Genomic DNA, 23,348 nt, shown 5'->3' with positions numbered 1-23,348 from the left:
TCATTCGCCTCAAGAGCCGCCAGACGGGCTGCCGTGACAGCTTGATTACGTTATACTCGCCGGCTTTCAAAAGTTCGCCAACGAGTGCTGCCCGTCATGGAAATCAACCCGATCCTGAACACCATCAAGGACCTGTCCGAGCGCTCCGAAACTATTCGGGGGTATCTTTGACTACGATCAAAAGCATGAGCGCCTGATCGAAGTCAATCGCGAGCTTGAAGATCCTGCCGTCTGGAACAAACCTGAATACGCCCAGGAACTGGGCCGCGAGCGCGCTGCGCTGGCGCAGATCGTCGACACCCTCGACGAACTGAACGGTGGCCTGGCCGATTGCCGCGAGCTGCTGGACATGGCCGTTGAAGAGAACGACGAGGGCGCGGTCAACGACGTCGTCGAAGTCCTTCAAGGTCTCGAAGAGTCCCTGTCCAAGCTCGAATTCCGCCGTATGTTCAGCCACGAGATGGACCCGAACAACGCCTACCTGGACATCCAGGCCGGTTCCGGCGGCACCGAAGCCCAGGACTGGGCCAACATCCTGCTGCGCATGTACCTGCGCTGGGCCGACAAACGCGGTTTCGACGCGACCATCATGGAGCTGTCGGCCGGTGAAGTCGCCGGGATCAAGGGTGCGACCGTGCACATCAAGGGCGAATACGCCTTTGGCTGGCTGCGTACCGAGATCGGCGTGCACCGTCTGGTGCGCAAGAGCCCGTTCGACTCCGGCAACCGTCGCCACACCTCGTTCTCCGCGGTTTTCGTCTCGCCAGAGATCGATGACAAGGTGGAAATCGAAATCAACCCGGCAGACCTGCGGATCGACACCTATCGTTCCTCCGGTGCCGGTGGTCAGCACGTAAACACCACCGACTCGGCCGTACGTATCACCCACGTACCGACCAACACCGTGGTGAGCTGCCAGAACGAACGTTCCCAGCACGCCAACAAGGACACCGCCATGAAAATGCTGCGGGCCAAGTTGTACGAGCAGGAAATGCAGAAGCGCAACGCGGCGTCCCAGGCGCTGGAAGACACCAAGTCGGATATCGGCTGGGGGCACCAGATCCGTTCGTACGTGCTCGATGCGTCGCGGATCAAGGATCTGCGCACCAACATCGAACGCAGTGACTGCGACAAGGTACTCGACGGCGACATCGACGAATACCTGGAAGCCAGCCTGAAATCGGGGCTGTAAGCTTTCAACCGACCTCAAGTCCCCCGTCGCCGGCGGGGGCAACGAACCTGTGATGGAAAATTTAAAGACATGAGCGACCTACAACTCGATCCGCAAGCCCTGCAACAGGAAGAAAACTCCCTGATCGCTCTGCGCAAGGAAAAGCTTGCTGCCGAGCGCGCCAAGGGCAACGCCTTCCCGAACGACTTCCGCCGCGACAACTACTGCGATGCGTTGCAGAAACAGTACGCGGACAAGACCAAGGAAGAGCTGGCAGAGGCTGCGATCCCGGTCAAGGTTGCAGGTCGCATCATGCTCAACCGTGGCTCGTTCATGGTGATCCAGGACATGACCGGTCGCATCCAGGTCTACGTCAACCGCAAGACCCTGTCCGAAGAAACCCTGGCCGCGGTGAAAACCTGGGACATGGGCGACATCATCGCCGCCGAAGGCACCCTGGCCCGTTCCGGCAAGGGCGACCTGTACGTCGAAATGACCAGCGTGCGCCTGCTGACCAAATCCCTGCGCCCGCTGCCGGACAAGCACCACGGCCTGACCGACACCGAACAGCGCTACCGTCAGCGCTACGTTGACCTGATCGTCAACGAAGACGTGCGCCAGACCTTCCGCGTCCGTTCGCAAGTGATCGCGCACATCCGCAGCTTCCTGATGAAGCGCGACTTCCTCGAAGTCGAAACGCCGATGCTGCAGACCATTCCTGGCGGTGCCGCGGCCAAGCCGTTCGAAACCCATCACAACGCGCTGGACATGGAAATGTTCCTGCGTATCGCGCCGGAGCTGTACCTCAAGCGCCTGGTGGTTGGCGGCTTCGAAAAAGTGTTCGAGATCAACCGCAACTTCCGTAACGAAGGCGTTTCGACTCGTCATAACCCAGAATTCACCATGTTGGAGTTCTACCAGGCTTACGCCGACTACGAAGACAACATGGACCTGACCGAAGAACTGTTCCGCGAACTGGCGCAGCTGGTTCTGGGCAGCACCGACGTGCCGTACGGCGACAAGGTGTTCCACTTCGGCGAGCCGTTCGTGCGCCTGTCGGTGTTCGACTCGATCCTCAAGTACAACCCTGAGCTGACCGCCGATGACCTGAACGACATCGACAAGGCGCGCGCCATCGCCAAGAAGGCCGGCGCCAAGGTGCTGGGCTTCGAAGGTCTGGGCAAACTGCAGGTGATGATTTTCGAAGAGCTGGTCGAGCACAAGCTGGAACAGCCGCACTTCATCACCCAGTACCCGTTCGAAGTGTCGCCGCTGGCCCGTCGCAACGATGACAACCCGAACGTCACCGACCGCTTCGAGCTGTTCATCGGCGGCCGTGAAATCGCCAACGCCTACTCCGAGCTGAACGACGCGGAAGACCAGGCCGAGCGCTTCATGGCGCAGGTGGCCGACAAGGACGCCGGCGACGACGAAGCCATGCACTACGACGCCGACTTCGTTCGTGCGCTGGAGTACGGCATGCCGCCGACGGCCGGTGAAGGTATCGGCATCGACCGTCTGGTGATGCTGCTGACCAACTCCCCGTCGATCCGCGACGTGATCCTGTTCCCGCACATGCGGCCACAAGCGTAAGTGTTTCAATAAAAAAGCCGCCTGAAATGGGCGGCTTTTTATTGCCTGTCTGGTACAAACGTATCAAATGGTTAATTTTGAAGAAAACAACAGAGGTATGCCTGTCGTGATCGGTGCAATGGCTCAAGAGGGTGCAGCGGGAATCGCCACTGCGGTCGCTGAAAGTGTTCAGTACCAGGGCCGCAAGGCCAGCCGGCAGGGCAGTGAACAGCGTCGACAGGACATTCTCGATGCGGCGATGCGCATTGTCGTACGCGACGGCGTACGCGCCGTGCGTCACCGTGCGGTGGCGGCCGAGGCCGGTGTGCCGCTGTCGGCCACCACGTATTACTTCAAGGACATCGATGACCTGCTCACCGATACCTTCGCCCAGTACGTCGAACGCAGCGCGGCCTATATGGCCAAGCTGTGGATCAACAACGAAGGCCTGCTGCGCGAAATGGTAGTCAGCGGGGACGGCAGCCCGGAGTCCCGTTCGCAACTGGCCGACGATATCGCGCGTTTGATGGCTGATTACGTGCATCGGCAACTGGTCAACCGTCGCGAGCATTTGATGGCTGAACAGGCATTCCGCCAGGAAGCGCTGCTCAACCCGCGTCTGGCGGAACTGGTGCGTTCCCATCAGCAGATTCTGTTGCAGGGCACCTGCCAGTTGTTCCAGGTATTGGGCTCGCGCGAACCGCAGCAGGATGCCAAGGTGTTGACGGCGATTATCGGACGGATGGAATATCAGGGCCTGCTCAACGACGCCGAGCCTTTGGCCGAAGAGGACATGCTCGGCATTCTGACGCGCTATATGCACCTGGTACTCGCGTCGGTGTAATTCTCGACCCTGATCGTTCCCGCGCTCTGCGTGGGAATGCATCCCGTGACGCTCCGCGTCACAGTGGACGCGGAGCGTCCATGGCGGCATTCCCACGCGGAGCGTCGGAACGATCAGAAGAAACGGGTGTTCAAGGGAGTGTCGAATGAAAGCCTGGCGTGGCGTGCTGATCGCCTTGTCGTTCCTGCTGCTCAGCGGATGTCTGGTGACCTTCAAGGAGCCGCTGCCCGCCAGTGAACCGGCGCCCAAGGGCCTGCTCGGCCAATGGTCGAGCACCAATGCCTGGGGCGAGCCGATGAATCTGGAGCTGACGCGCCTGGGCAACGACCGCTATCAGGCGGTTGCGTATTTCAAAGCCAAACCCCGGGAGCGTGAAGCCTATCCGTTCACGGTGTCGCGCCACGGCAACCGCTGGTACCTGTCGGCGAAGGTGCCGGCGCAATACGGCGGGCACTTCACCATCGCCGGCTTCGAGATCACCGACAAGCGCGAGCTGGTGATCTACAACCTCGACCTCGAACAGATCAACCAGGCCATCGCCCAGAAAGCCCTCGACGGCCAGGGCTTCCAGACCGATGACGGCGAGGGCGTGCAGGTCGACAGCCCGCTTGAAAAGGTCTTTGCTTACCTCGACGACCCGGCCAATTCCGACGTTTTCGTCGAAGCGGCGCGCTATCAGCATCAGGCCAAAGCCAAATAATTCAGTTCGTCACGTTTTCTACAGGAGTTTCGGGTGGACGATTACCAGCAGACGATACGCATTCTGTCCGATCGCATAGTGCTGGCGCAGACGCCGATCCGCGTGCTCGACGCGGTCAAGTGGGACGAGAACATCCGCAAGGGCTTCCTCAAGGCCAAGGGCAAGGAATTGCCGGCGGTGGATCGTGACTACTACCTCAACCGGCCGCTGTCCTTCGATTCGAGCAAGGTCAAACTGGAATTCCAGAACATCGAGCGCGACATCACCCGTCAGCTCGGCCAGTTCAACCCGGTCGGCCAGATCATGCGTCGCATGTGCAAGGAATACCGGATGGTGGTGCGCATGCTCGAAGCGCGCGGCACCGAGGATTTCGGCCTGATTTCCCAGGAACTGTACGGCGCCGCGTCCGATGCGTTCCACGCCGGTGACCCGACCCTGGCCGACCTCGGCCTGATGATGTCGGACTATCTGAACAACATCGACGGCCGTGGCGACCTGAAGGACGAACCGAAGATCCTCACCGCCAAAGACGCCGTGCACCTGCTGCAAACTCGCCTGAACAAGGTGTTCGGCGAGGCCGAGGAAACCATCCGCGTGTTCGAGTCCGACGGTATCGTCGCCGACGCGGCGGCGGGCGCCGACTACATCAAGATCCGCACCGACGCGATGTTCAACGACCGCGACGTGCGCGCGCTGGAAGTTCACGAAGGCCTGGTGCACGTCGGCACCACGCTCAACGGTCTGAACCAGCCGATCTGCACCTTCCTGTCCAAGGGCCCGCCCTCGTCGACCGTGACTCAGGAAGGCCTGGCGATCCTGATGGAAATCATCGCGTTCGCTTCCTACCCAAGCCGCCTGCGCAAACTGACCAACCGCACCCGCGCCATTCACATGGTCGAGGAGGGCGCGGACTTCCTGCAGATTTTCGAGTTCTTTCGCGAGCAGGGCTTCGAGATGGCGGAAAGCTACGGCAACGCCAGTCGGGTTTTCCGTGGCTCGACGCCGACCGGTCTGCCATTCACCAAAGACTTGTCCTACCTCAAGGGCTTCATCATGGTTTACAACTACATTCAGTTGGCCGTGCGCAAGGGCAAGCTCGAGCAGATCCCGTTGTTGTTCTGTGGCAAGACCACGTTGGAAGACATGCGAACCCTGCGTCAGCTGGTGGACGAAGGCCTGGTGGTGCCGCCGAAGTACCTGCCGGACCAGTTCCGCGACATGAATGCGTTGTCGGCGTGGATGTGCTTCTCCAACTTCCTCAATCACTTGAGCCTGGACCGGATCGAGGCGGATTACTCCAACATCCTGTAACCACACCGATTGATCGTTCCCACGCTCTGCGTGGGAATGCATCCCGTGACGCTCCGTGTCACAGTGGACGCGGAGCGTCCATGGCGGCGTTCCCACGCGGACGGTTCGACGCCTCGACGTGGGAACGATCTAATTCCAACTCAAAATTTTGCGAGGTTTCACCGGATGAGAATCCTCGGCATCCTTTGCCTGCTCCTGACCCTCGGCGGTTGCAGTTCCTTGCTGTTCTACCCAGAGCCGGGGCAGATCTTCACCCCGGAAAAGGCCAAGCTCGAATACCGCACCGTCACCCTGACCACCGCCGACGGCCTCAAGCTGAATGCCTGGTGGCTGCCGGCCAAACCGGGTGTCGAGGTCAAGGGTACGGTGCTGCACCTGCACGGCAACGGCGGCAATTTGCCGATGCACTTGGGCGGGAGCTGGTGGTTGCCGAAGAACGGCTATCAGGTGCTGCTGGTGGACTATCGCGGTTACGGTTTGTCCGAGGGCGAACCGAGCCTGCCGGCGATCTATCAGGACATCGATGCCGCCTTCGCCTGGCTGGACAAGGCGCCGGAGGTCAAAGGCAAGCCGCTGGTGCTGCTGGGCCAGAGTCTCGGCGGGGCGATGGCGGTGCATTGGCTGGTGCAACATCCGCAAAGGCAAAAACAGCTCAAGGCCCTGGTGCTCGACGGCGTGCCCGCCAGTTACCGCAGCGTCGGCCAATACGCCCTCAGCACCTCATGGCTGACCTGGCCGTTTCAGGTGCCGCTGTCGTGGCTGGTGCCGGACGGCGACAGTGCGATCAACGCCATGCCGCAGCTCAACGGCGTGCCGAAACTGATCTTCCACAGCCTCGATGATCCGCTGGTGCCCCTTTCCAACGGCATCCGTCTGTATCAAGCTGCGCCGCCACCGCGTGTGCTGCAGCTGACCCGGGGCGGGCATGTGCAGACCTTCGGCGACCCGGTCTGGCGTCAGGTGATGCTGCGCTACCTCGATGATCCCGAACACTTCAACGGCCTGCGCCGCCTCGGCGAGATCCCGAATTATCCAACACCCCCGAATTCTGAAGACGAACCACCAGAGAGTCCGCAATGAGTGAAGAACGTAACGCCATCCCGCTGATCATCACCGGCATCTGCAGCATCCTCGGCACCGTCGGCGCCCTGTGGTACTACGGCTACCTGCACTTCGCCAAACCCGAGGATGCGTTGCTGCTCAACGACTTCACCATGCTCAAGACCGTTCCCGGCGAAGACTACAAGGTCTCCCTGACCCCGGCGCCACAAGTGGCGCAATGCATCGATGGCGTGCTGGTGCTGTTCGACACCGAACAGAAAGGCCTGACCGGGGTGCTGGTCAACAGCCAGAAAAGGGCCGTGCGCTGCATGGGCCAGGAGACGCCGCAGAAGCTCGAAGAGTAAATCTGCGTCAGACAAAAAAGCCCCGCCTGAACACTCAGGCGGGGCTTTTCATTTACCGCTCAGCGAATCAGTGCGAGGTCGAGCTCACGGCCGAACGCGGCATCACTGGCTGGTTGTCGTTGGAAATGGTCACTTCCACGCGACGGTTCATCGCACGGCCCGAGACCGAGGTGTTGTCCGCCACCGGGTATTCCTTGCCATAACCCTGTACGACGATACGCGACGGGTCTACACCCATCTTGATCAGCGCAACCTGCACCGAAGTCGCGCGACGCTCGGACAGCGACTGGTTGTAGCTCGCGGTACCGGTGCTGTCGGTGTAGCCCTCGACGATCACTTTGCGATCAGGGTTTTCCTGGAGGAATTGCGCCAGTTTGTTGATGTTCACCAGACCGCTGGATTTCAGGTCGGCCTTGTTGGTGGCGAACAGCACGTCACCGAAAGTCACCAGCGTGCCGCGGTCGGTCTGCTTGGCGTTGAGACTGTCCTGCAGCTGTTTGATCTGCTGATCGCGGGCATCCAGACGGGCCTGGGCACGTTGGGCGGCGGCGTTCTTCAGGTTGTTTTCAGCGGTGCGCAGAGCGATGGTCTGCTTGGCCACTTCCACGCGCTGGTTGGTCAGATAAGCCAGTTGATCGACCTTGGCGGCGTCTTCTTTATCCAGATAAGCCTTGTCGGCCTTGTCCAGATAGTCGCTGGCGTCCTTGGTTTCCAGCGCAGCGACCTTGCTTGCCTGCGGGTTGGCCTGCAGGCCGGCGTAGTTGGTGCGTGCCTGTTCCAGGTTCGGGTTGGGTGGCGTGGAGCAGGCAGCCAGGGCAACGCTTGCAGCCAGGAGAGCGGGGATCATCAGTTGTTTACGCATAATCGTTCGTCCTTTCTATCGATAAGAGTTTCAGCCTTGCGGTCGGGATGCGCGCTTACTGCACTGGGCGCTGACTTTCCTGACGCAGTTCCTGAACACCTTTCTGGGAATCCTTCACAGCCAGTTCGGCCTTGGCTGCCTGAGCCTTGCGTTCGGCAACGCGGGCATCCCACTCGGCCTGCTCGGACAAGCGACGGGCTTCGTCATACTTCTTGTCGTGCATGGCGATTTCGGCTTGCTTCAGCTTGTCCTGAGCCTGCTTCATCTCCACGGCGGCGAACTCGGTACCGCCAGCGCTGACCGCGCTGTTGACTGCCGATTGAGTGACGGCGTATTGCTCGGTCGGTGGATTGCCGGCACAACCGGCCAGCACGAAGCTGGTGCCGATGGCCAGAGCAGCCAGTTTCAGACCGCGCAGGTGGGAGAACGAGGTTTGGGTCTTCATGGTCTTCAACTCCATTGGTTAACTCCTTGGAAGCTTCGAAATCCATCCTGGTCGAGGAGTGACAACCGTCATGTGTCAGCGCGTTTTGAAACGCTCGTTCCAGGCGTGGTTACCTGTTCCGACCGAAGGCATTTTTCAAAAGTTCAGAAAAGATGGCCCATCGCCAAAAAAAACTTTGACCGAACGGACAGGGCTCTAAACCGGGAACTTTGGCGGTGGGCAGAGGTACGCGCGGGCGAGAAACGGCGCAAAAGCGGAGGGGGGACACAGTCCCTGTGGGAGCTGGCTTGCCAGCGATGAGGCCATCAAATACAGCACATGTGCTGCTGAACTGACGCCATCGAGGGCAAACCATTCCCACCGTTCTGAAGGGTCAGGAATCAGTGTTTCTGCTTCCCGGCAGCAGCCGACAAGTCATGCAGATGACGCCGCGACAACGCGAGAAAACGCGGGGTCGGGCCGACATCCTCATACAGCGGATCGCCTTCCTCGTCGGTGGCGACCACGGTCGAGCCTTTCACATACGGCAGGCTCGCTTCGAACTCTTCGAGGGCGGCGCCGATCAACTCACCGAGCAGTTCTTCGGCGTGACGTTTGGGGTACATCTCGGCGATCGCCGCCAGCCGTGCGGCAGCTTCCACATCCAGATGAATCGTGTAGCCGGTATCGGTCAGGCGACCCTTGGCGGTTTCTTCCCAATGCTGGGCGAGTTCACGGATTTTCATAAAAACCTCATGTCGCACCTGCTCATGGCAGGTCTTGGTGAGTGTCCGGCGTCAGCCGGCGGCAAGCCGTTGTGGGGCTTACCCTTGAGACTAGCTTCAACCCTCAAGGTTTAAAGTCCCTTCGTCGTCTGCTTGTAAGAAGCGTCCCGGAGCGGCACTCTCTGTTCATCCACTCACTTGCGATCCGTCACCGATTACTGCTGGAGAGATGCTGATGACCGATATTGATGCACGCTTGCGCGAAGACGTTCACCTGCTCGGTGAGCTGTTGGGCAACACCATTCGTGACCAGTACGGCGAGGCGTTTCTCGACAAGATCGAGCAGATCCGCAAGGGCGCCAAGGCCGACCGGCGCGGCTCGATGGACGCCGAACTCAGCGCCAGCCTCAATCAATTGAGCGAAGACGAACTGCTGCCGGTGGCGCGAGCCTTCAACCAGTTTCTCAACCTGGCGAACATCGCCGAGCAGTACCAGCTCATCCATCGCCGCGAAGAGACCCAGGCCGCGCCGTTCGAGTCCCGCGTGCTGCCGGAACTGCTCGCCCGCCTGCGCAAGGAAGGGCACAGTGCCGAATCCCTGGCCCGGCAACTGGCGCGGCTGGAAATCGAACTGGTGCTCACCGCGCACCCGACCGAAGTGGCCCGGCGCACGCTGATCCAGAAGTACGACGCGATTGCCGCGCAACTGGCGGCGCAGGATCACCGTGACCTGACCACGGCCGAACGCGAGCAGATCCACAACACCCTGCAACGCCTGATCGCCGAAGCCTGGCACACCGAAGAAATCCGCCGCACCCGCCCGACTCCGGTGGACGAAGCGAAGTGGGGTTTTGCGGTGATCGAACATTCGCTGTGGCAGGCGATTCCCCACCATATGCGCAAGGCCGATCAGGCGCTGTTCGCCGCTACCGGTTTGCGCTTGCCGCTGGAAGCTGCGCCGATCCGCTTCGCTTCGTGGATGGGCGGCGACCGCGACGGTAACCCGAACGTGACCGCTGCCGTGACCCGCGAAGTGCTGTTGCTGGCACGCTGGATGGCGGCGGATCTGTACCTGCGTGACGTCGATCACCTGGCCGCCGAATTGTCGATGCAGCAGGCCAGCGATGCGCTCAAGGCCCGGGCCGGCGACAGTGCCGAGCCGTATCGGGCAGTGCTCAAACAATTGCGTGAACGGCTGCGCGCCACACGTAACTGGGCCCATGCATCGCTGACCGCAACCACCCCGGCACCGGCCGACGTGCTGCACAACAACCGCGACCTGCTCGATCCGCTGGAGCTGTGTTTTAACTCGCTGCACGAATGCGGCATGGGCGTGATCGCCGACGGGCCGTTGCTCGATTGCCTGCGCCGGGCCGTGACCTTCGGTCTGTTCCTGGTGCGACTCGATGTGCGTCAGGATTCGTCGCGCCACAGCGCGGCCATGACTGAAATCACCGATTACCTCGGCCTCGGCAAATACGAGGAGTGGGATGAAGAACAGCGCATCAGCTTCCTGACCCGCGAACTGCAAAACCGTCGGCCGCTGCTGCCGGCGCATTTCAAACCCTCGGCCGACACCGCCGAAGTGCTCGCCACCTGCAAGGAAATCGCCGCCGCGCCGGGCGCTTCGCTGGGCTCCTACGTGATCTCCATGGCCGGTGCCGCTTCCGATGTGCTGGCGGTGCAACTGCTGCTCAAGGAGTCCGGCGTACTGCGGCCGATGCGCGTGGTGCCGCTGTTCGAAACCCTTGCCGACCTCGACAACGCAGGACCTGTGATCGAACGCCTGTTGCTGCTGCCCGGTTACCGCGCGCGGCTGCAAGGCCCGCAGGAAGTGATGATCGGCTATTCCGACTCGGCCAAGGACGCCGGCACCACTGCGGCAGCCTGGGCGCAGTACCGGGCGCAGGAGCGGCTGGTGGAAATCTGCCGTGAGCAGCAAGTCGAACTGCTGCTGTTCCACGGTCGCGGTGGCACCGTGGGCCGTGGCGGCGGCCCGGCGCACGCGGCGATTCTGTCGCAGCCGCCGGGTTCGGTGGCCGGACGTTTCCGCACCACCGAGCAGGGGGAAATGATTCGATTCAAATTCGGCCTGCCGGACATCGCCGAGCAAAACCTCAATCTGTATCTGGCGGCGGTGCTCGAAGCGACCCTGTTGCCTCCGCCGCCACCAACCCCCGAATGGCGGCATCTGATGGACGAACTGGCCGCTGACGGCGTCGCTGCTTACCGTGCGGTAGTGCGGGAGAACCCGCAATTCGTTGAGTATTTCCGTCAATCCACACCGGAGCAGGAGTTGGGCCGCTTGCCATTGGGCAGCCGTCCGGCCAAGCGCCGCGCTGGTGGCATCGAAAGCCTGCGGGCGATTCCGTGGATCTTCGGCTGGACCCAGACTCGCCTGATGCTGCCGGCCTGGCTCGGCTGGGAAACCGCATTGAGCAAAGCATTGGAGCGCGGCGAAGGCGAATTGCTGGGGCAGATGCGCGAGCAGTGGCCGTTCTTCCGCACCCGCATCGACATGCTGGAAATGGTGCTGGCCAAGGCCGACGCCGATATCGCGCTGTCCTACGACGAGCGTCTGGTGGAGCCGGAGTTGCTGCCGTTGGGTGCGCACTTACGCGACCTATTGTCGCAGGCGTGTTCCGTTGTCCTCGGCCTGACCGGTCAGTCGCAGCTACTGGCACATAGCCCGGATACCCTGGAATTCATCCGTCTGCGCAACACCTACCTCGACCCGCTGCATCTATTGCAGGCCGAGTTGCTGGCGCGTTCACGGCAGCAGAATGTCGAGCAGGGCAGCCCGGTGGAACAGGCGTTATTGGTGTCTGTGGCGGGGATTGCCGCCGGTTTGCGAAATACCGGCTAAGGTTTTCTGCGTGGGGCGGGGCACCCGAGGCGAACCTCGGGTGCCGTTTATTGGCCGTGGGAAAAATGCGGTCAGGCGACAGTTAATGATGGGGTTGCGACTTGGGGAACCGCGTCGCAAGGTCGCGGCGGGCGCCGGTTTCTCCGACTTTTGGCGTCTTGTGTGGGCGCAGCCTGCTGTGTATCTTGATCAGCCTTTGGCCGTTTGGGCGGCCACGACCCGTTCTATGAGATTGGCCCCACGAGGCGAATCCATTGTTTTTTATATAAAAAATTGAGGAGCACATCGATGCGCGTCATTCTGCTGGGAGCTCCCGGGGCCGGTAAAGGTACTCAGGCTAAGTTCATCACCGAGAAATTCGGCATTCCGCAAATCTCCACCGGCGACATGCTGCGTGCCGCGGTCAAGGCCGGCACCGAGCTGGGCATCAAGGCCAAGAGCATCATGGATGCCGGCGGCCTGGTGTCGGATGACCTGATCATCGCGCTGGTCAAGGACCGTATCGCTCAAGCCGATTGCGCCAAGGGTTTCCTGTTCGATGGCTTCCCGCGCACCATTCCTCAGGCTGAAGCGCTGGTGACTGCCGGTGTCGAGCTGGACGCCGTGGTCGAAATCGCCGTTGAAGACGAAGAAATCGTTCAGCGTATCGCCGGTCGTCGCGTTCACGAGGCCAGCGGCCGCGTTTACCACATCGTCTACAACCCGCCGAAACTGGCCGGCAAAGACGACATCACCGGCGAAGAGCTGGTGCAGCGCAAGGACGACACCGAAGAAACCGTGCGTCATCGCCTGTCGGTCTACCACTCGCAGACCAAGCCGCTGGTGGAGTTCTACCAGAACCTGTCCGCCAAGAACGGTGGCAAGCCGAAGTACAGCCATATCCCTGGCGTCGGTTCGGTTGAAGCGATCACCGCCAAGGTGCTTGAAGCCCTGAGCTGAAAAACCTGATCCGCTGCATCATCCACGGCCCGCTTGCGGGCCGTAGTTGTTTATACTGGCGCACTTTTTCCCCCACCTGATTTACGGACACATCGATGAGCACCTTGCTGGCCCTGGACACCGCGACTGAAGCTTGCTCCGTTGCCTTGCTGCATGACGGCAAGGTCACGAGCCATTACGAGGTGATCCCGCGCCTGCACGCGCAGAAACTGCTGCCGATGATCCAGCAACTGCTGGCCGACGCCGGCACCACCCTGCAAGCGGTGGACGCCATCGCCTTCGGACGTGGCCCGGGCGCATTCACCGGTGTGCGGATTGCCATTGGCGTGGTGCAAGGCCTGGCCTATGCGCTGGATCGCCCGGTGTTGCCGGTGTCGAACCTGGCCGTGCTGGCGCAACGGGCTTATCGCGAGCACGGCGTGAGCCAGGTCGCGGCCGCCATCGATGCGCGGATGGATGAGGTGTATTGGGGCTGCTATCGCGAGACGGCCGGGGAGATGCGTCTGGTCGGCACCGAAGCGGTGCTGCCGCCGGAAGTCGCTGCGCTGCCGGACGATGCTTCGGGTGACTGGTTCGGAGCCGGCACTGGCTGGGGTTATGGTGAGCGCATCGCTGTAAACCTCACTGGATCTGACGCTGGCATGCTGCCCCACGCCGAAGACCTGCTGACCCTGGCGCGATTTGCCTGGGAGCGCGGTGAAGCGATTCCGGCAGACGACGCCCAGCCGGTTTACCTGCGCGACAAAGTGGCCACCCCGAAAGCCCGCTGAGGCCATTCACCCTGTGGCATTCGCCGCAGGGTCCCACCCGATCTGCCAATCGTCCGTTTCTAACCCCGCGCTTTAAACCTTTTGCCTTTTATGTGTTCTAGTTATCACTCGGCGATTTGCTAAGTCGGTCAGGTGCCGCTAAATTGCCATCATCGATACCGAGCATGACTTTATGCGTATAGACGGCGTTTCCACTCATTCCTACCCCATCAAGCGCAAGCCTCGCAAAGGCAATCCGGCGCTGGATGAGTCCGTCGACGATATCGACGGCGAGCTGGAATTCCCGACCGAAGAGCAACTGGCTGCCCGTGCCGCCAAAGCCACCGCGCAACGCCTGAGCAATCTGCCCGCCCGCCAACAAGACATGATTTATCACCGCGCGATGAAGAAAAGCGTGGCCATGGCCCTGGCCAGCTACCTGAGCACCGCCGGTTTTGTCGATTGGGATGCAGACGTGCTGGGCCTCGATCTGTACATCTGATGGATCTGCCTTACTACCTCGGTTGCCCGTCCTGGAGCGAAAACGCCTGGCGCGAGTATCTGTATCCGGTAGACGCCAAGACCTCCGATTTCCTCGGACTCTATTCGCAAGTGTTCAACGCCGTGGAAGGCAACACGACCTTCTACGCCAGCCCGTCGCCGGCCACCGTGCAGCGTTGGGCCGAGGTCATGCCGGAGCACTTTCGCTTCACCGCCAAGTTTCCCGGTGACATCAGCCACAGCGGCGACCTGCGCGATCAACTGACCGCCGCCGAAACCTTCCTCCAGTTGCTCAAGCCACTCGGTGAGCGTGTCTCGCCAATGTGGCTGCAACTGTCGAAAAGCTTCACGCCGCACCGCTTGCCGGAGCTCGCCGCGTTCATCGACGCGCTGGATTGTCCGCTGGCGGTGGAGGTGCGCCACGAGCAGTTCTTCGCCAAGGGTGAGAGTGAGCGACTGCTCAACCGGCTGTTGCTGGATCGCGGTGTGGAGCGCATCTGTCTTGATCCGCGCGCACTGTTCAGTTGCCTGTCAACCGAGTCGTCGGTGATCCACGCTCAATCGAAAAAGCCCCGCGTTCCGACGCGTCCGGCGGCGTTCACCCAGTTCCCGCAGGTGCGCTTCATCGGCCATCCGGAACTTGAGGCCAACGACCCGTTCCTGGTGCCGTGGGTGGCGAAGATTGCCGAGTGGATCGAAGAGGGCCGCACGCCGTACATCTTCCTGCACACCGCCGATAACATTCTTGCGGCGAAGCTGGCGCAACGTTTTCACGCACAACTGATGCAACGTTTGCCTGGCCTGCGACCTTTGCCTGAGCTATACAGAGAACCCGCCGCCGAGCAACTTGGCCTGCTCTGAGGCGGATTTTTTCCTGCCCAGGAGCCTGCCGATGGATGCCCAAGCCCCTCAACAACAAGCCCGTAAAGCCGAAGCCTTCAAAGCCCTGCACGAACGCCCCGGGATTTTCGTGATTCCCAATCCGTGGGATGCCGGTTCCGCGAAGATGCTCGCCAGTCTCGGCTATCAGGCGCTGGCGACCACCAGCGCCGGTTATGCGTTTTCCCAAGGCAAGCCCGATGTTGGCCTGAGTCTTGACGATACGCTGGCCAATGTCCGGGCGATTGTCGCGGCCACGGATTTGCCGGTGGCAGTGGATCTGGAAAACGGCTTCGCCGACGCCCCGGCCGAATCGGCACAAAGTCTGATCCGCGCAGCCGAGGCGGGCGCCGTGGGTGGCTCGATCGAAGATGCCACCGGCCGGGAAGACTCGCCGATCTACTGCTTCGAACACGCGGTGGCACGGATCGAAGCCGCCGTCGCTGCCGTGCGCACCTTGCCGTTTCCCTTCACCCTGACCGCCCGTGCGGAAAACTATCTGCACGGCAATCCCGATCTCAACGACACCATCCGCCGCTTGCAGGCCTTTGCCGAAGCCGGCGCTGACGTGTTGTACGCGCCGGGCCTGCGCACCGCCGAAGAAGTTCTGGCGGTGGTGCGCGCGGTGGCGCCGAAACCGGTCAATGTGTTGATGTCCGGCGGCTTGAAGCTGACGGTGCAACAGCTGGAAGAAATGGGCGTGAAGCGGATCAGCACCGGCTCGGCGCTGGCACTGGCGGCGTTCGGCGAGTTTTTCCGCGCGGCGGAAGAAATCCAGCAGTCCGGCACTTTCACCTTCACCTCCCGTTCGATGCCGTACGCCAAGGCCAATCAATTCTTCAAGGGATGAGCATGGGGCGCTGGCTGGTGTTGGCAGGGCTGCTGATCATTGGTGGCGGGCTGATCGGCGTCTGGCGCGGCTGGCTCGATGTGCCGCCGCAGTGGAACCCGTGGGCGCCGCTGGATGTGCAAGCCGCGCCCAACTGGCTCACGGGCTACAAGTTGATGCGCCTGCGCAGCGATCCGCTGTTGTGCCAGCAGGCATTGGGCAGCTCCGGCCTGCGGGTTTCGCCACAGGCCGACAGTCCCGATGCCAAATGCCCGCTGATCAGCGCTTTGCGCGTGCAGGGCGGCGGGGTGGGGCTCAGCAGCAGCTTTCTCGCCAGTTGCCCGTTGGCCGTGGCGTTTGCGATGTTCGAGCGCCACACGTTGCAACCGGCGGCGCAGCAGGCCTACGGTCAGCCTGTGGCGCGGGTCGATCACCTCGGCAGCTTCGCCTGCCGCAACGTCTACAACCGCGATAGCGGCGCGCTCAGCCGCCATGCCAGTGCCGATGCGCTGGACATCGCCGGCTTCCGGCTGGCGGATGGTCGTGCGATCAGCGTGCTCAAGGACTGGCCGAAGCAAAACCGGGACGCGCAGTTTCTACGTCAGGTGCGCGATGGCGCCTGCGAGGCGTTCAGTGTGGTGTTGAGTCCGGATTACAACGCCGCTCATCGCAATCACTTTCATGTCGATGTCGGGCGCTGGAGCGTGTGTCGCTGAGGGATCAGGCGGCGATGCGCAGATTCTGCTGAACGATCGGGCGCACCCAGCCGTTATCGAAGTCCAGGGCTTTCTGCTGCTCGACGATGGCTTCCGGCGGGAACGGCGGGTAAGGCTGCAGCAGATCCAGGTCGAACTCGGCAATCGGCAGGTACAGCGGTTTTTTCTGCGGGGCAGGGCCCGGCTCCGGAATCGGCTGGCCGTTGTTGATCACTACCGGGCGAACCCAACTGCTGTCGAAATCCTGCTGCTTTTGCTGAGTCTTGATTTCTTCTGGCGGGAACGGAGGGTACGGCTCGGCCAGTGTCATGTCGATTTCGGCGATCGGCAGGAACAGCGGCTCCGGCGGACGCACCTCGGTTTCCACCACATCGCATTCGCGCTGGCTGACGATGTGCGCATACAGTTCGCTGCCGACAGTCGGTTCTTCAGGGCTTTCCAGGTCAACCGGTGGAAACGTGCCGCACGCCGGCACCACATCACTCGATTGCTCGGCCAGTGCCTGGGCAAAAAAATCCTGCCACAGGTGGCTGACGCCGCCCAATGCTTGAGTGTTATGACGGCTGAAATCGCCTGTGGGCGAAAGGTAGCCAATCGATGTGGGAAGAATGCCTGACATTTTTTTCGGTTGACGCTCAGCTCTGGCAAAATGCGCGTTGATTGGGTTATCGGCGGTTTTTGCCGATCCTTAACTTTTTTGAGCGTGTTTTCCATGATTGAGCAACCCGCGGCCTGCCGCATCCATGTCGAGGCCCTCGGCCCGACGTTCGAAGCGCAGGCCGAGCAGTGGGCGCAGCGCCTGGATCTGCCGTTGCAGGTGGCTGACGGCGAGTTCGCCTTGCAGGTCGGCGAGCAGGGTTTGCAGCTGCAACAGCTGGGGCCGGATGCCCCGGGGCCGGTGCGGGTGGACTTTGTCGAGGGCGGTGCGGCCCATCGCCGGTTGTACGGCGGTGGCAGCGGGCAGATGATCGCCAAGGCGGTCGGCATCGCTCAAGGCGTGCGTCCTCGGGTGCTGGATGCCACGGCAGGGCTGGGCAAGGATGCGTTCGTGCTGGCCAGTCTCGGTTGCGAGATGAGCCTGATCGAGCGCCAGCCATTGATCGGCGCGTTGCTGGAAGATGGTCTGGCCCGTGCGGCTGAAGACTTCGAGGTGGCGCCGATCGTGGCGCGGATGAAGCTGCTCAAGGGCAACTCCATCGACGTGATGCGCAATTGGGAGGGCGAGCCGCCGCAGGTGATCTACCTCGACCCGATGTTCCCGCACCGTGAGAAAACCGCGCTGGTGAAGAAGGAAATGCGCCTGTTCCGCCCGTTGGTAGGCGATGATCCGGATGCACCGGCGTTGCTGGAAGCGGCGTTGGCGCTGGCCACGCACCGGGTGGTGGTCAAGCGCCCGCGCAAGGCGCCGTGCATCGAAGGGCCGAAGCCGAGCCATGCGCTGGATGGCAAATCCAGCCGCTATGACATCTACCCGAAGAAAGCGCTCAAGGCCTGAGCCGTCGCTTAAGAAAATCCCACGCATGGCGTGGGATTTTTGTTTTCAGGGTCGAAAGGCCCGCATGAACAGCCCGACCACTTCCTGCACATGATTTTCCGCCGCCTCGCCGGTCAGCGGCTCACCGCAGCCGTACAACAGACGGAAATTCCCGGCGCCCTTGATCAGGCAAAAGAAGTGTTCGGCGGCGTTGTGCGGGTTGTCGATGCTCAGCACGCCGGTTTCGTGGATCCGCCGCAGCAAACGTTCCATGCCCTGCACCATGCGCTGAGGGCCGGCCTCGAAGAAGATCAGTGACAGGTTGGGATCCTGACTGCCCAAGGCCATGATCAGGCGATGCAGGTTCACCGATTCATCGCTGTTGATCAGGTGATGAAAACCTCGCGCAATGTTCAGCAACACATTTTCCACGGCGATGCCGTCCGGCAATTCGAAGAACAGCGGCGGCAATTGCTCCTCGCATTTGGCCACTACAGCGGCAGAGAACAGCGTCTCCTTGTCGTTGAAATGGCTGTAGACCGTCAGCTTCGACACCCCGGCCTCGGCGGCCACCGCGTCCATGCTGGTGTTGGCATAGCCGTGACTCAGAAACAGGATTTTCGCCGCCTCGAGAATCGCCTGGCGCTTGGCCGGATCCTTCGGTCGGCCCGGGCCGTTTGGAGTGGAAAGATTGTTCGACATTCTTCGCTTTTAATACTGGACTGGTGAGTTTGCTATTAATAACATACCGGCCAGTATAATTATTCCAAGCCTCCTTAGCGAAAGGTCCTTCACCATGTTCCGCCATGCGTTGTCCTTTGCGGTGCCAGTCAGTCTGGCTTTTTTATTGTCGGCGTGTGGCAAGGAAGAGGTGACGCAAGTCAACGTGCGACCGGCCATGGTGGTGCAGCCAGAGCCTTCGGCGCAGGCGATGGAAAGTTATCCGGGCGAGGTTCGCGCCCGCTACGAACCCGATCTGGCGTTCCGCATCGGCGGCAAAGTCAGCCGACGACTGGTCGAGGAAGGCCAGCGCGTGAAGGCCGATCAGCCACTCGCCGAGCTCGATCCGCAGGATGTACGCCTGCAACTGGAAGCCACCCGAGCCCAGGTCGCGGCGGCCGAAGCCAACCTGAACCTGGTGCGTGCCGAGCGTGACCGCTACAAGACCCTGATGGAACGGCAGATGGTCAGCCGCTCGGCCTACGACAATGCCGAGAACCTCTACCGCTCCGGCGAAGCCCGCCTCAAACAGATCAAGGCCGAATTCAACGTCTCGACCAATCAGGCCAGTTACGCCGTGCTGCGCGCGCCCCAGGATGGCGTGGTGGCCAAGCGTTCGGTGGAGGTCGGGCAGGTGGTCGCCGCCGGGCAGACCGTTTTCACTCTCGCCACTGACGGCGAACGGGAAGTGCTGATCAGCCTGCCGGAGCAGAGCTTCGGCCGCTTCAAGGTCGGCCAGCCCGTCTCGGTGGAGTTGTGGACGCAACAGAACCAGCGCTTCGCCGGGCAGATCCGCGAGCTGTCGCCGGCCGCCGATCCGAAATCCCGCACCTTCGCCGCACGCATTGCATTCACCGCCGGCAAAGTCCCGGCGGAACTGGGCCAGAGCGCCCGGGTCTTCGTGCAGACCGCCGATGTCATCCCGCTGTCGGTGCCGCTCTCGGCACTGACCGCCGAAAACGGCGCGACCTACGTCTGGGTCGTCAGCGCCAACAACACCCTGAAAAAGACCCCGGTGCGCGTCGGCCCGTTCGGTGAGAAAACCGTGCCGGTGCTCGAAGGCTTGAACGCCAGCGACTGGGTGGTTGCCGCTGGCGTTCACGTATTGCTGGAAGGGCAGCAGGTGCGTCCGGTGGATCGCTCCAACCGTGTGGTCAATCTGGCGGACAAGGAGTAATCCCCGATGGGTTTCAATCTTTCCGCCTGGGCGCTGCGCAATCGCCAGATCGTACTGTTCCTGATGCTTTTGCTGGCGATTGTCGGTGCCTTGTCCTACACCAAGCTCGGCCAGAGCGAAGACCCGCCGTTCACCTTCAAGGCGATGGTCATCCAGACCCGCTGGCCCGGCGCAACGGCTCAGGAAGTCTCGCGCCAGGTTACCGAACGCATCGAAAAGAAACTGATGGAAACCGGCGAGTACGAGCGGATTGTTTCGTTCTCGCGCCCCGGTGAATCCCAAGTCACGTTCATTGCCCGCGACTCGATGCATTCGGTGGAGATTCCGGATCTCTGGTATCAGGTGCGCAAGAAAGTCAGCGACATTCGCCAGACCCTGCCGCCGGGCATTCAGGGGCCGTTTTTCAACGATGAGTTCGGCACCACCTTCGGCAATATCTATGCGCTGACCGGCGACGGTTTCGACTACGCGGTGCTCAAGGATTACGCCGACCGCATCCAGATCCAGCTGCAACGGGTCAAGGACGTGGGCAAGGTCGATCTGCTCGGTTTGCAGGACGAGAAGGTCTGGGTCGAATTGTCCAACGTCAAGCTCGCCACCCTCGGCTTGCCGCTGGCAGTCGTGCAGCAGGCGCTGGAGGAACAGAACGCGGTGTCCACCGCAGGGTTTTTCGAAACCGGCAGCGAGCGTTTGCAGCTGCGGGTGTCGGGGAATTTTCAGACAGTCGACGAGATCAAGAACTTCCCGATCCGGGTCGGTGATCGTACGTTCCGCATCTCCGATGTCGCTGACGTGCGGCGCGGTTTCAACGATCCTCCGGCACCGCGCATGCGCTTCATGGGCGAGGATGCGATCGGCCTGGCGGTGGCGATGAAGGATGGCGGCGACATTCTGGTGCTGGGCAAGGCCCTGGAAATCGAGTTCGCCCGCATCCAGAAAAACCTGCCGGCCGGCATGCAGTTGCGCAAGGTCTCCGACCAGCCCGCCGCCGTGAAAACCGGTGTCGGCGAGTTCGTCCAGGTGCTTGTCGAGGCACTGGCCATCGTGTTGCTGGTGAGTTTCTTCTCCCTCGGCGTACGCACCGGCATGGTGGTGGCGCTGACCATTCCGCTGGTGCTGGCGATGACCTTCGCCTGCATGTATTACTTCGGCATCGGCCTGCACAAGATTTCCCTCGGTGCGCTGGTGCTGGCGCTGGGCTTGCTGGTGGACGACGCGATCATCGCCGTGGAAATGATGGCGATCAAAATGGAGCAGGGTTTCGACCGGATCAAGGCTGCCAGTTATGCCTGGACCAGCACCGCGTTCCCGATGCTCACCGGTACGCTGATTACGGCCGCAGGCTTCCTGCCGATTGCCACGGCGCAGTCCGGCACCGGCGAATACACCCGCTCGATCTTCCAGGTGGTGACCATCGCCTTGCTCGCATCCTGGGTAGCGGCGGTGGTGTTCGTGCCGTATCTGGGGGAAAAGCTCCTGCCGGATCTGGCGAAAATTCATGCGGCCAAACACGGTACGGCTGACGGCCAAACCGATCCCTATGGCACGCCGTTCTACCAACGGGTACGGCGTCTGGTGGAGTGGTGCGTACGTCGGCGCAAAACCGTGATCGTGCTCACCGTGCTGCTATTTGTTGCGTCGCTGGCGTTGTTCCGGTTCGTGCCGCAGCAGTTCTTTCCGGCTTCCGGGCGACTGGAGCTGATGGTCGATCTGAAGCTTGCCGAAGGCGCTTCGCTGGCCAACACCACCGCCGAGGTCAAACGGCTGGAAGCGATGCTCAAGGATCACGCCGGCATCGACAACTATGTCGCTTACGTCGGCACCGGTTCGCCACGTTTCTACCTGCCGCTGGATCAACAACTGCCGGCGGCGAGCTTCGCCCAGTTTGTCGTTCTGGCGAAAACCATCGAGGAGCGTGAAGCGCTGCGCACTTGGCTGATCGACACGTTGAACGAGCAGTTCCCGGCCTTGCGTTCGCGGGTCACGCGCCTGGAAAACGGTCCTCCGGTTGGCTATCCGGTGCAGTTCCGTGTCACCGGCGAGCACATCGAGGAAGTCCGTGCTTTGGCGCGCAAGGTGGCGGCCAAGGTGCGCGAGAACCCGCATGTGGTGAATGTGCATCTGGACTGGGAAGAGCCGAGCAAGGTCGTGTACCTGAACATTGATCAGGATCGCGCCCGGGCACTGGGTGTGAGCACGGCGAATCTGGCGAAATTCCTCCAGAGTTCGCTGACCGGCTCCAGCGTCAGCCAGTACCGCGAGGACAACGAATTGATCGAAATCCTCCTGCGCGGCACCGTGCACGAGCGCACCGAACTGTCGTTGCTGCCGAGTCTGGCGGTGCCGACCGACAACGGTCGCAGCGTCGCGCTGTCGCAGATTGCCACGCTGGAATATGGCTTCGAGGAAGGCATCATCTGGCACCGCAATCGTCTGCCGAACGTGACCGTGCGGGCGGACATCTATGGCAAGGAACAACCGGCAACGCTGGTGAAGCAGATCATGCCGACGCTTGATCCGATCCGTGCCGAATTGCCGGACGGCTATCTGCTTGATGTGGGCGGCACGGTTGAGGATTCCGAGCGTGGGCAGAAGTCGGTGAACGCCGGGGTGCCGATGTTCATTGTCGTGGTGCTGACGTTGCTGATGGTGCAATTGCGCAGTTTTTCGCGCACGGCGATGGTGTTTCTGACCGCGCCGCTGGGGTTGATCGGGGTAACGCTGTTTCTGCTGGTGTTCCGTCAGCCGTTCGGGTTTGTGGCGATGCTCGGGACGATCGCGCTGTCGGGGATGATCATGCGTAACTCGGTGATTCTGGTGGATCAGATCGAGCAGGACATCGCCGCCGGGCTCAAGCCGTGGCAGGCGATTATCGAGGCGACCGTGCGGCGGTTCCGGCCGATTGTGTTGACGGCTTTGGCGGCGGTGTTGGCGATGATTCCGCTTTCTCGCAGTGTGTTTTTCGGGCCGATGGCGGTGGCGATTATGGGGGGGTTGATTGTTGCTACTGCTCTGACGCTTTTGTTTTTGCCGGCGTTGTATGCGGCTTGGTTCAGGGTTCGCAAGGAGTCTTGATTTGGTTTGGTGAGCTTGGCGGCCTTTGGGCCGACCAGACTCTTGGGGTTTTGGGTGAATATCCGTTTCTGCGGGTGTTGCGACTGGCGGTTTCGCCCTTACGGCGAGTCCCTTTTGCAAACGCCCAAAAGGAACCAAAACGCTGCGCCCCGGCGTTCGGCCCCTCGCTGGGGCTCGGGGTTCCTTCGTTCCGGGATTCATCCGGGGGCATCGCCTCCGGTTTGCTTCGCTGCACCTCCTCTCGATGTGTTCGACTTCGTCGAACGGCGCTACGCGCCTCCCCCCCGGATAAATCCCTCCACTCAGCCGGCCGAAGGGGCCGGCACGTCAAGAGCGGTACTCGAGCTAACGCTCATTGTGGTTTACGCCTTTATTTGCTCGTTGTAGGAGGGGGTGTTCTCTCCTACA

General features: G+C 61.5%; 22 protein-coding genes. 17 read left to right on the top strand and 5 right to left on the bottom strand.

All coding sequences use genetic code 11. From position 1 onward, the window contains the following. The first annotated feature begins 96 nt into the window (after window positions 1-96). The 7 genes from prfB to CAF80_RS03660 all read left to right on the top strand — a co-directional run bounded on the left by prfB (window position 97) and on the right by CAF80_RS03660 (window position 7,004). A protein-coding gene (gene prfB / locus CAF80_RS03690) for a peptide chain release factor 2 (RefSeq protein ID WP_102621447.1) occupies window positions 97-1,192 on the top strand; the annotation gives its coding sequence in 2 pieces (ribosomal slippage) (window positions 97-168 and window positions 170-1,192; 1,095 coding nt in all). Window positions 1,193-1,261: 69 nt separating this feature from the next. Then, window positions 1,262-2,764: a lysine--tRNA ligase gene (lysS, locus tag CAF80_RS03685; protein ID WP_039769614.1), complete on the top strand. Its 1,503-nt coding sequence runs from the start codon at window positions 1,262-1,264 to the stop codon at window positions 2,762-2,764. A 118-nt stretch (window positions 2,765-2,882) separates the two neighbouring features. Continuing rightward, window positions 2,883-3,587, top strand: coding sequence for a TetR/AcrR family transcriptional regulator (locus tag CAF80_RS03680; protein ID WP_011332647.1), 705 nt, complete (start codon window positions 2,883-2,885; stop codon window positions 3,585-3,587). 145 nt (window positions 3,588-3,732) lie between these two features. Next, window positions 3,733-4,287 carry a hypothetical protein gene (locus CAF80_RS03675; protein WP_064593709.1) on the top strand — a complete coding sequence of 185 codons (555 nt, stop codon included), beginning with the start codon at window positions 3,733-3,735 and terminating at the stop codon, window positions 4,285-4,287. Window positions 4,288-4,320: 33 nt separating this feature from the next. After that, the gene (locus tag CAF80_RS03670) at window positions 4,321-5,598 is read left to right on the top strand and encodes a flavohemoglobin expression-modulating QEGLA motif protein (protein ID WP_039769617.1); all 1,278 of its coding nucleotides are present in this window, start codon (window positions 4,321-4,323) and stop codon (window positions 5,596-5,598) included. 165 nt (window positions 5,599-5,763) lie between these two features. After that, window positions 5,764-6,678, top strand: coding sequence for an alpha/beta hydrolase (locus CAF80_RS03665; RefSeq protein ID WP_007954702.1), 915 nt, complete (start codon window positions 5,764-5,766; stop codon window positions 6,676-6,678). Then, window positions 6,675-7,004 (top strand): hypothetical protein, encoded by a 330-nt coding sequence (locus CAF80_RS03660; protein ID WP_074691261.1) that lies wholly within the window; start codon window positions 6,675-6,677, stop codon window positions 7,002-7,004. Before CAF80_RS03665 ends, CAF80_RS03660 begins: the two co-directional genes overlap by 4 nt. 67 nt (window positions 7,005-7,071) lie before the next feature. Here the strand turns inward: CAF80_RS03660 and CAF80_RS03655 are convergent, their stop codons facing one another. The 3 genes from CAF80_RS03655 to CAF80_RS03645 all read right to left on the bottom strand — a co-directional run bounded on the left by CAF80_RS03655 (window position 7,072) and on the right by CAF80_RS03645 (window position 9,036). After that, window positions 7,072-7,866, bottom strand: coding sequence for an OmpA family protein (locus CAF80_RS03655; RefSeq protein WP_074691263.1), 795 nt, complete (start codon window positions 7,864-7,866; stop codon window positions 7,072-7,074). A 55-nt stretch (window positions 7,867-7,921) separates the two neighbouring features. Next, a complete protein-coding gene (locus CAF80_RS03650) occupies window positions 7,922-8,326 on the bottom strand; it encodes a DUF4398 domain-containing protein (protein WP_011332653.1) in 405 nt (134 codons plus the stop codon). Between the two features lie 365 nt (window positions 8,327-8,691). Beyond that, window positions 8,692-9,036 (bottom strand): hypothetical protein, encoded by a 345-nt coding sequence (locus CAF80_RS03645; RefSeq protein WP_011332654.1) that lies wholly within the window; start codon window positions 9,034-9,036, stop codon window positions 8,692-8,694. Between the two features lie 214 nt (window positions 9,037-9,250). Between CAF80_RS03645 and ppc the strand changes: the two genes are divergently transcribed. From ppc to CAF80_RS03610, 7 genes are all read left to right on the top strand, one after another. Then, window positions 9,251-11,881 (top strand): phosphoenolpyruvate carboxylase, encoded by a 2,631-nt coding sequence (gene ppc / locus CAF80_RS03640; RefSeq protein WP_074691433.1) that lies wholly within the window; start codon window positions 9,251-9,253, stop codon window positions 11,879-11,881. Window positions 11,882-12,169: 288 nt separating this feature from the next. Continuing rightward, entirely contained in the window at window positions 12,170-12,820 is a 651-nt protein-coding gene (adk, locus tag CAF80_RS03635; protein ID WP_064593717.1) for an adenylate kinase, read from the top strand. A 95-nt stretch (window positions 12,821-12,915) separates the two neighbouring features. Beyond that, window positions 12,916-13,590, top strand: coding sequence for a tRNA (adenosine(37)-N6)-threonylcarbamoyltransferase complex dimerization subunit type 1 TsaB (gene tsaB / locus CAF80_RS03630; RefSeq protein ID WP_074691266.1), 675 nt, complete (start codon window positions 12,916-12,918; stop codon window positions 13,588-13,590). Window positions 13,591-13,762: 172 nt separating this feature from the next. Further along, window positions 13,763-14,071 carry a hypothetical protein gene (locus CAF80_RS03625; RefSeq protein ID WP_007954720.1) on the top strand — a complete coding sequence of 103 codons (309 nt, stop codon included), beginning with the start codon at window positions 13,763-13,765 and terminating at the stop codon, window positions 14,069-14,071. Further along, on the top strand, window positions 14,071-14,931 hold the full coding sequence (locus CAF80_RS03620; protein WP_039769627.1) for a DUF72 domain-containing protein: 861 nt from the start codon (window positions 14,071-14,073) through the stop codon (window positions 14,929-14,931). The genes CAF80_RS03625 and CAF80_RS03620 overlap by 1 nt, the downstream gene beginning before the upstream one ends. A 31-nt stretch (window positions 14,932-14,962) precedes the next feature. Continuing rightward, a complete protein-coding gene (locus CAF80_RS03615; protein ID WP_074691268.1) occupies window positions 14,963-15,799 on the top strand; it encodes an oxaloacetate decarboxylase in 837 nt (278 codons plus the stop codon). A 2-nt stretch (window positions 15,800-15,801) separates the two neighbouring features. Next, window positions 15,802-16,494, top strand: coding sequence for an extensin family protein (locus CAF80_RS03610; RefSeq protein ID WP_074691270.1), 693 nt, complete (start codon window positions 15,802-15,804; stop codon window positions 16,492-16,494). A 4-nt stretch (window positions 16,495-16,498) separates the two neighbouring features. Here CAF80_RS03610 and CAF80_RS03605 read toward each other — a convergent pair whose 3' ends face one another. Then, on the bottom strand, window positions 16,499-17,113 hold the full coding sequence (locus CAF80_RS03605; RefSeq protein WP_074691272.1) for an energy transducer TonB: 615 nt from the start codon (window positions 17,111-17,113) through the stop codon (window positions 16,499-16,501). Between the two features lie 93 nt (window positions 17,114-17,206). On the opposite strand from CAF80_RS03605, the gene CAF80_RS03600 reads away from it, so the two are divergent. Beyond that, entirely contained in the window at window positions 17,207-17,989 is a 783-nt protein-coding gene (locus CAF80_RS03600; protein WP_074691274.1) for a class I SAM-dependent methyltransferase, read from the top strand. A 45-nt stretch (window positions 17,990-18,034) separates the two neighbouring features. Here the strand turns inward: CAF80_RS03600 and CAF80_RS03595 are convergent, their stop codons facing one another. After that, window positions 18,035-18,670, bottom strand: a complete 636-nt coding sequence (locus CAF80_RS03595; protein ID WP_074691276.1) for a TetR/AcrR family transcriptional regulator — start codon at window positions 18,668-18,670, stop codon at window positions 18,035-18,037. A gap of 94 nt (window positions 18,671-18,764) precedes the next feature. On the opposite strand from CAF80_RS03595, the gene CAF80_RS03590 reads away from it, so the two are divergent. Together CAF80_RS03590 and CAF80_RS03585 are read left to right on the top strand one after the other, a co-directional pair. Then, window positions 18,765-19,865 carry an efflux RND transporter periplasmic adaptor subunit gene (locus CAF80_RS03590; RefSeq protein ID WP_074691278.1) on the top strand — a complete coding sequence of 367 codons (1,101 nt, stop codon included), beginning with the start codon at window positions 18,765-18,767 and terminating at the stop codon, window positions 19,863-19,865. A gap of 6 nt (window positions 19,866-19,871) precedes the next feature. Continuing rightward, the gene (locus CAF80_RS03585; protein ID WP_074691280.1) at window positions 19,872-22,940 is read left to right on the top strand and encodes an efflux RND transporter permease subunit; all 3,069 of its coding nucleotides are present in this window, start codon (window positions 19,872-19,874) and stop codon (window positions 22,938-22,940) included. The last annotated feature ends 408 nt before the right edge of the window (window positions 22,941-23,348 follow it).

The sequence above is a fragment of the Pseudomonas sp. B34(2017) genome (genome assembly GCF_002112915.1).
GTDB classification, from domain to species: domain Bacteria; phylum Pseudomonadota; class Gammaproteobacteria; order Pseudomonadales; family Pseudomonadaceae; genus Aquipseudomonas; species Aquipseudomonas pharyngis.
The sequence above is the reverse complement of the archived record's forward strand: the minus strand, read 5'-3'. Positions and strand labels throughout refer to the sequence as shown.

Excerpts from the sequence above, each read along its gene's own strand:
- lysS (WP_039769614.1), top strand. The coding sequence starts at position 1,262 with ATGAGCGACCTACAACTCGATCCGCAAGCCCTGCAACAGGAAGAAAAC.
- CAF80_RS03680 (WP_011332647.1), top strand. The coding sequence starts at position 2,883 with ATGGCTCAAGAGGGTGCAGCGGGAATCGCCACTGCGGTCGCTGAAAGT.
- CAF80_RS03675 (WP_064593709.1), top strand. The coding sequence starts at position 3,733 with ATGAAAGCCTGGCGTGGCGTGCTGATCGCCTTGTCGTTCCTGCTGCTC.
- CAF80_RS03665 (WP_007954702.1), top strand. The coding sequence starts at position 5,764 with ATGAGAATCCTCGGCATCCTTTGCCTGCTCCTGACCCTCGGCGGTTGC.
- CAF80_RS03660 (WP_074691261.1), top strand. The coding sequence starts at position 6,675 with ATGAGTGAAGAACGTAACGCCATCCCGCTGATCATCACCGGCATCTGC.
- CAF80_RS03655 (WP_074691263.1), bottom strand. The coding sequence starts at position 7,866 with ATGCGTAAACAACTGATGATCCCCGCTCTCCTGGCTGCAAGCGTTGCC.
- CAF80_RS03650 (WP_011332653.1), bottom strand. The coding sequence starts at position 8,326 with ATGGAGTTGAAGACCATGAAGACCCAAACCTCGTTCTCCCACCTGCGC.
- CAF80_RS03645 (WP_011332654.1), bottom strand. The coding sequence starts at position 9,036 with ATGAAAATCCGTGAACTCGCCCAGCATTGGGAAGAAACCGCCAAGGGT.
- ppc (WP_074691433.1), top strand. The coding sequence starts at position 9,251 with ATGACCGATATTGATGCACGCTTGCGCGAAGACGTTCACCTGCTCGGT.
- adk (WP_064593717.1), top strand. The coding sequence starts at position 12,170 with ATGCGCGTCATTCTGCTGGGAGCTCCCGGGGCCGGTAAAGGTACTCAG.
- tsaB (WP_074691266.1), top strand. The coding sequence starts at position 12,916 with ATGAGCACCTTGCTGGCCCTGGACACCGCGACTGAAGCTTGCTCCGTT.
- CAF80_RS03625 (WP_007954720.1), top strand. The coding sequence starts at position 13,763 with ATGCGTATAGACGGCGTTTCCACTCATTCCTACCCCATCAAGCGCAAG.
- CAF80_RS03620 (WP_039769627.1), top strand. The coding sequence starts at position 14,071 with ATGGATCTGCCTTACTACCTCGGTTGCCCGTCCTGGAGCGAAAACGCC.
- CAF80_RS03615 (WP_074691268.1), top strand. The coding sequence starts at position 14,963 with ATGGATGCCCAAGCCCCTCAACAACAAGCCCGTAAAGCCGAAGCCTTC.
- CAF80_RS03610 (WP_074691270.1), top strand. The coding sequence starts at position 15,802 with ATGGGGCGCTGGCTGGTGTTGGCAGGGCTGCTGATCATTGGTGGCGGG.
- CAF80_RS03605 (WP_074691272.1), bottom strand. The coding sequence starts at position 17,113 with ATGTCAGGCATTCTTCCCACATCGATTGGCTACCTTTCGCCCACAGGC.
- CAF80_RS03600 (WP_074691274.1), top strand. The coding sequence starts at position 17,207 with ATGATTGAGCAACCCGCGGCCTGCCGCATCCATGTCGAGGCCCTCGGC.
- CAF80_RS03595 (WP_074691276.1), bottom strand. The coding sequence starts at position 18,670 with ATGTCGAACAATCTTTCCACTCCAAACGGCCCGGGCCGACCGAAGGAT.
- CAF80_RS03590 (WP_074691278.1), top strand. The coding sequence starts at position 18,765 with ATGTTCCGCCATGCGTTGTCCTTTGCGGTGCCAGTCAGTCTGGCTTTT.
- CAF80_RS03585 (WP_074691280.1), top strand. The coding sequence starts at position 19,872 with ATGGGTTTCAATCTTTCCGCCTGGGCGCTGCGCAATCGCCAGATCGTA.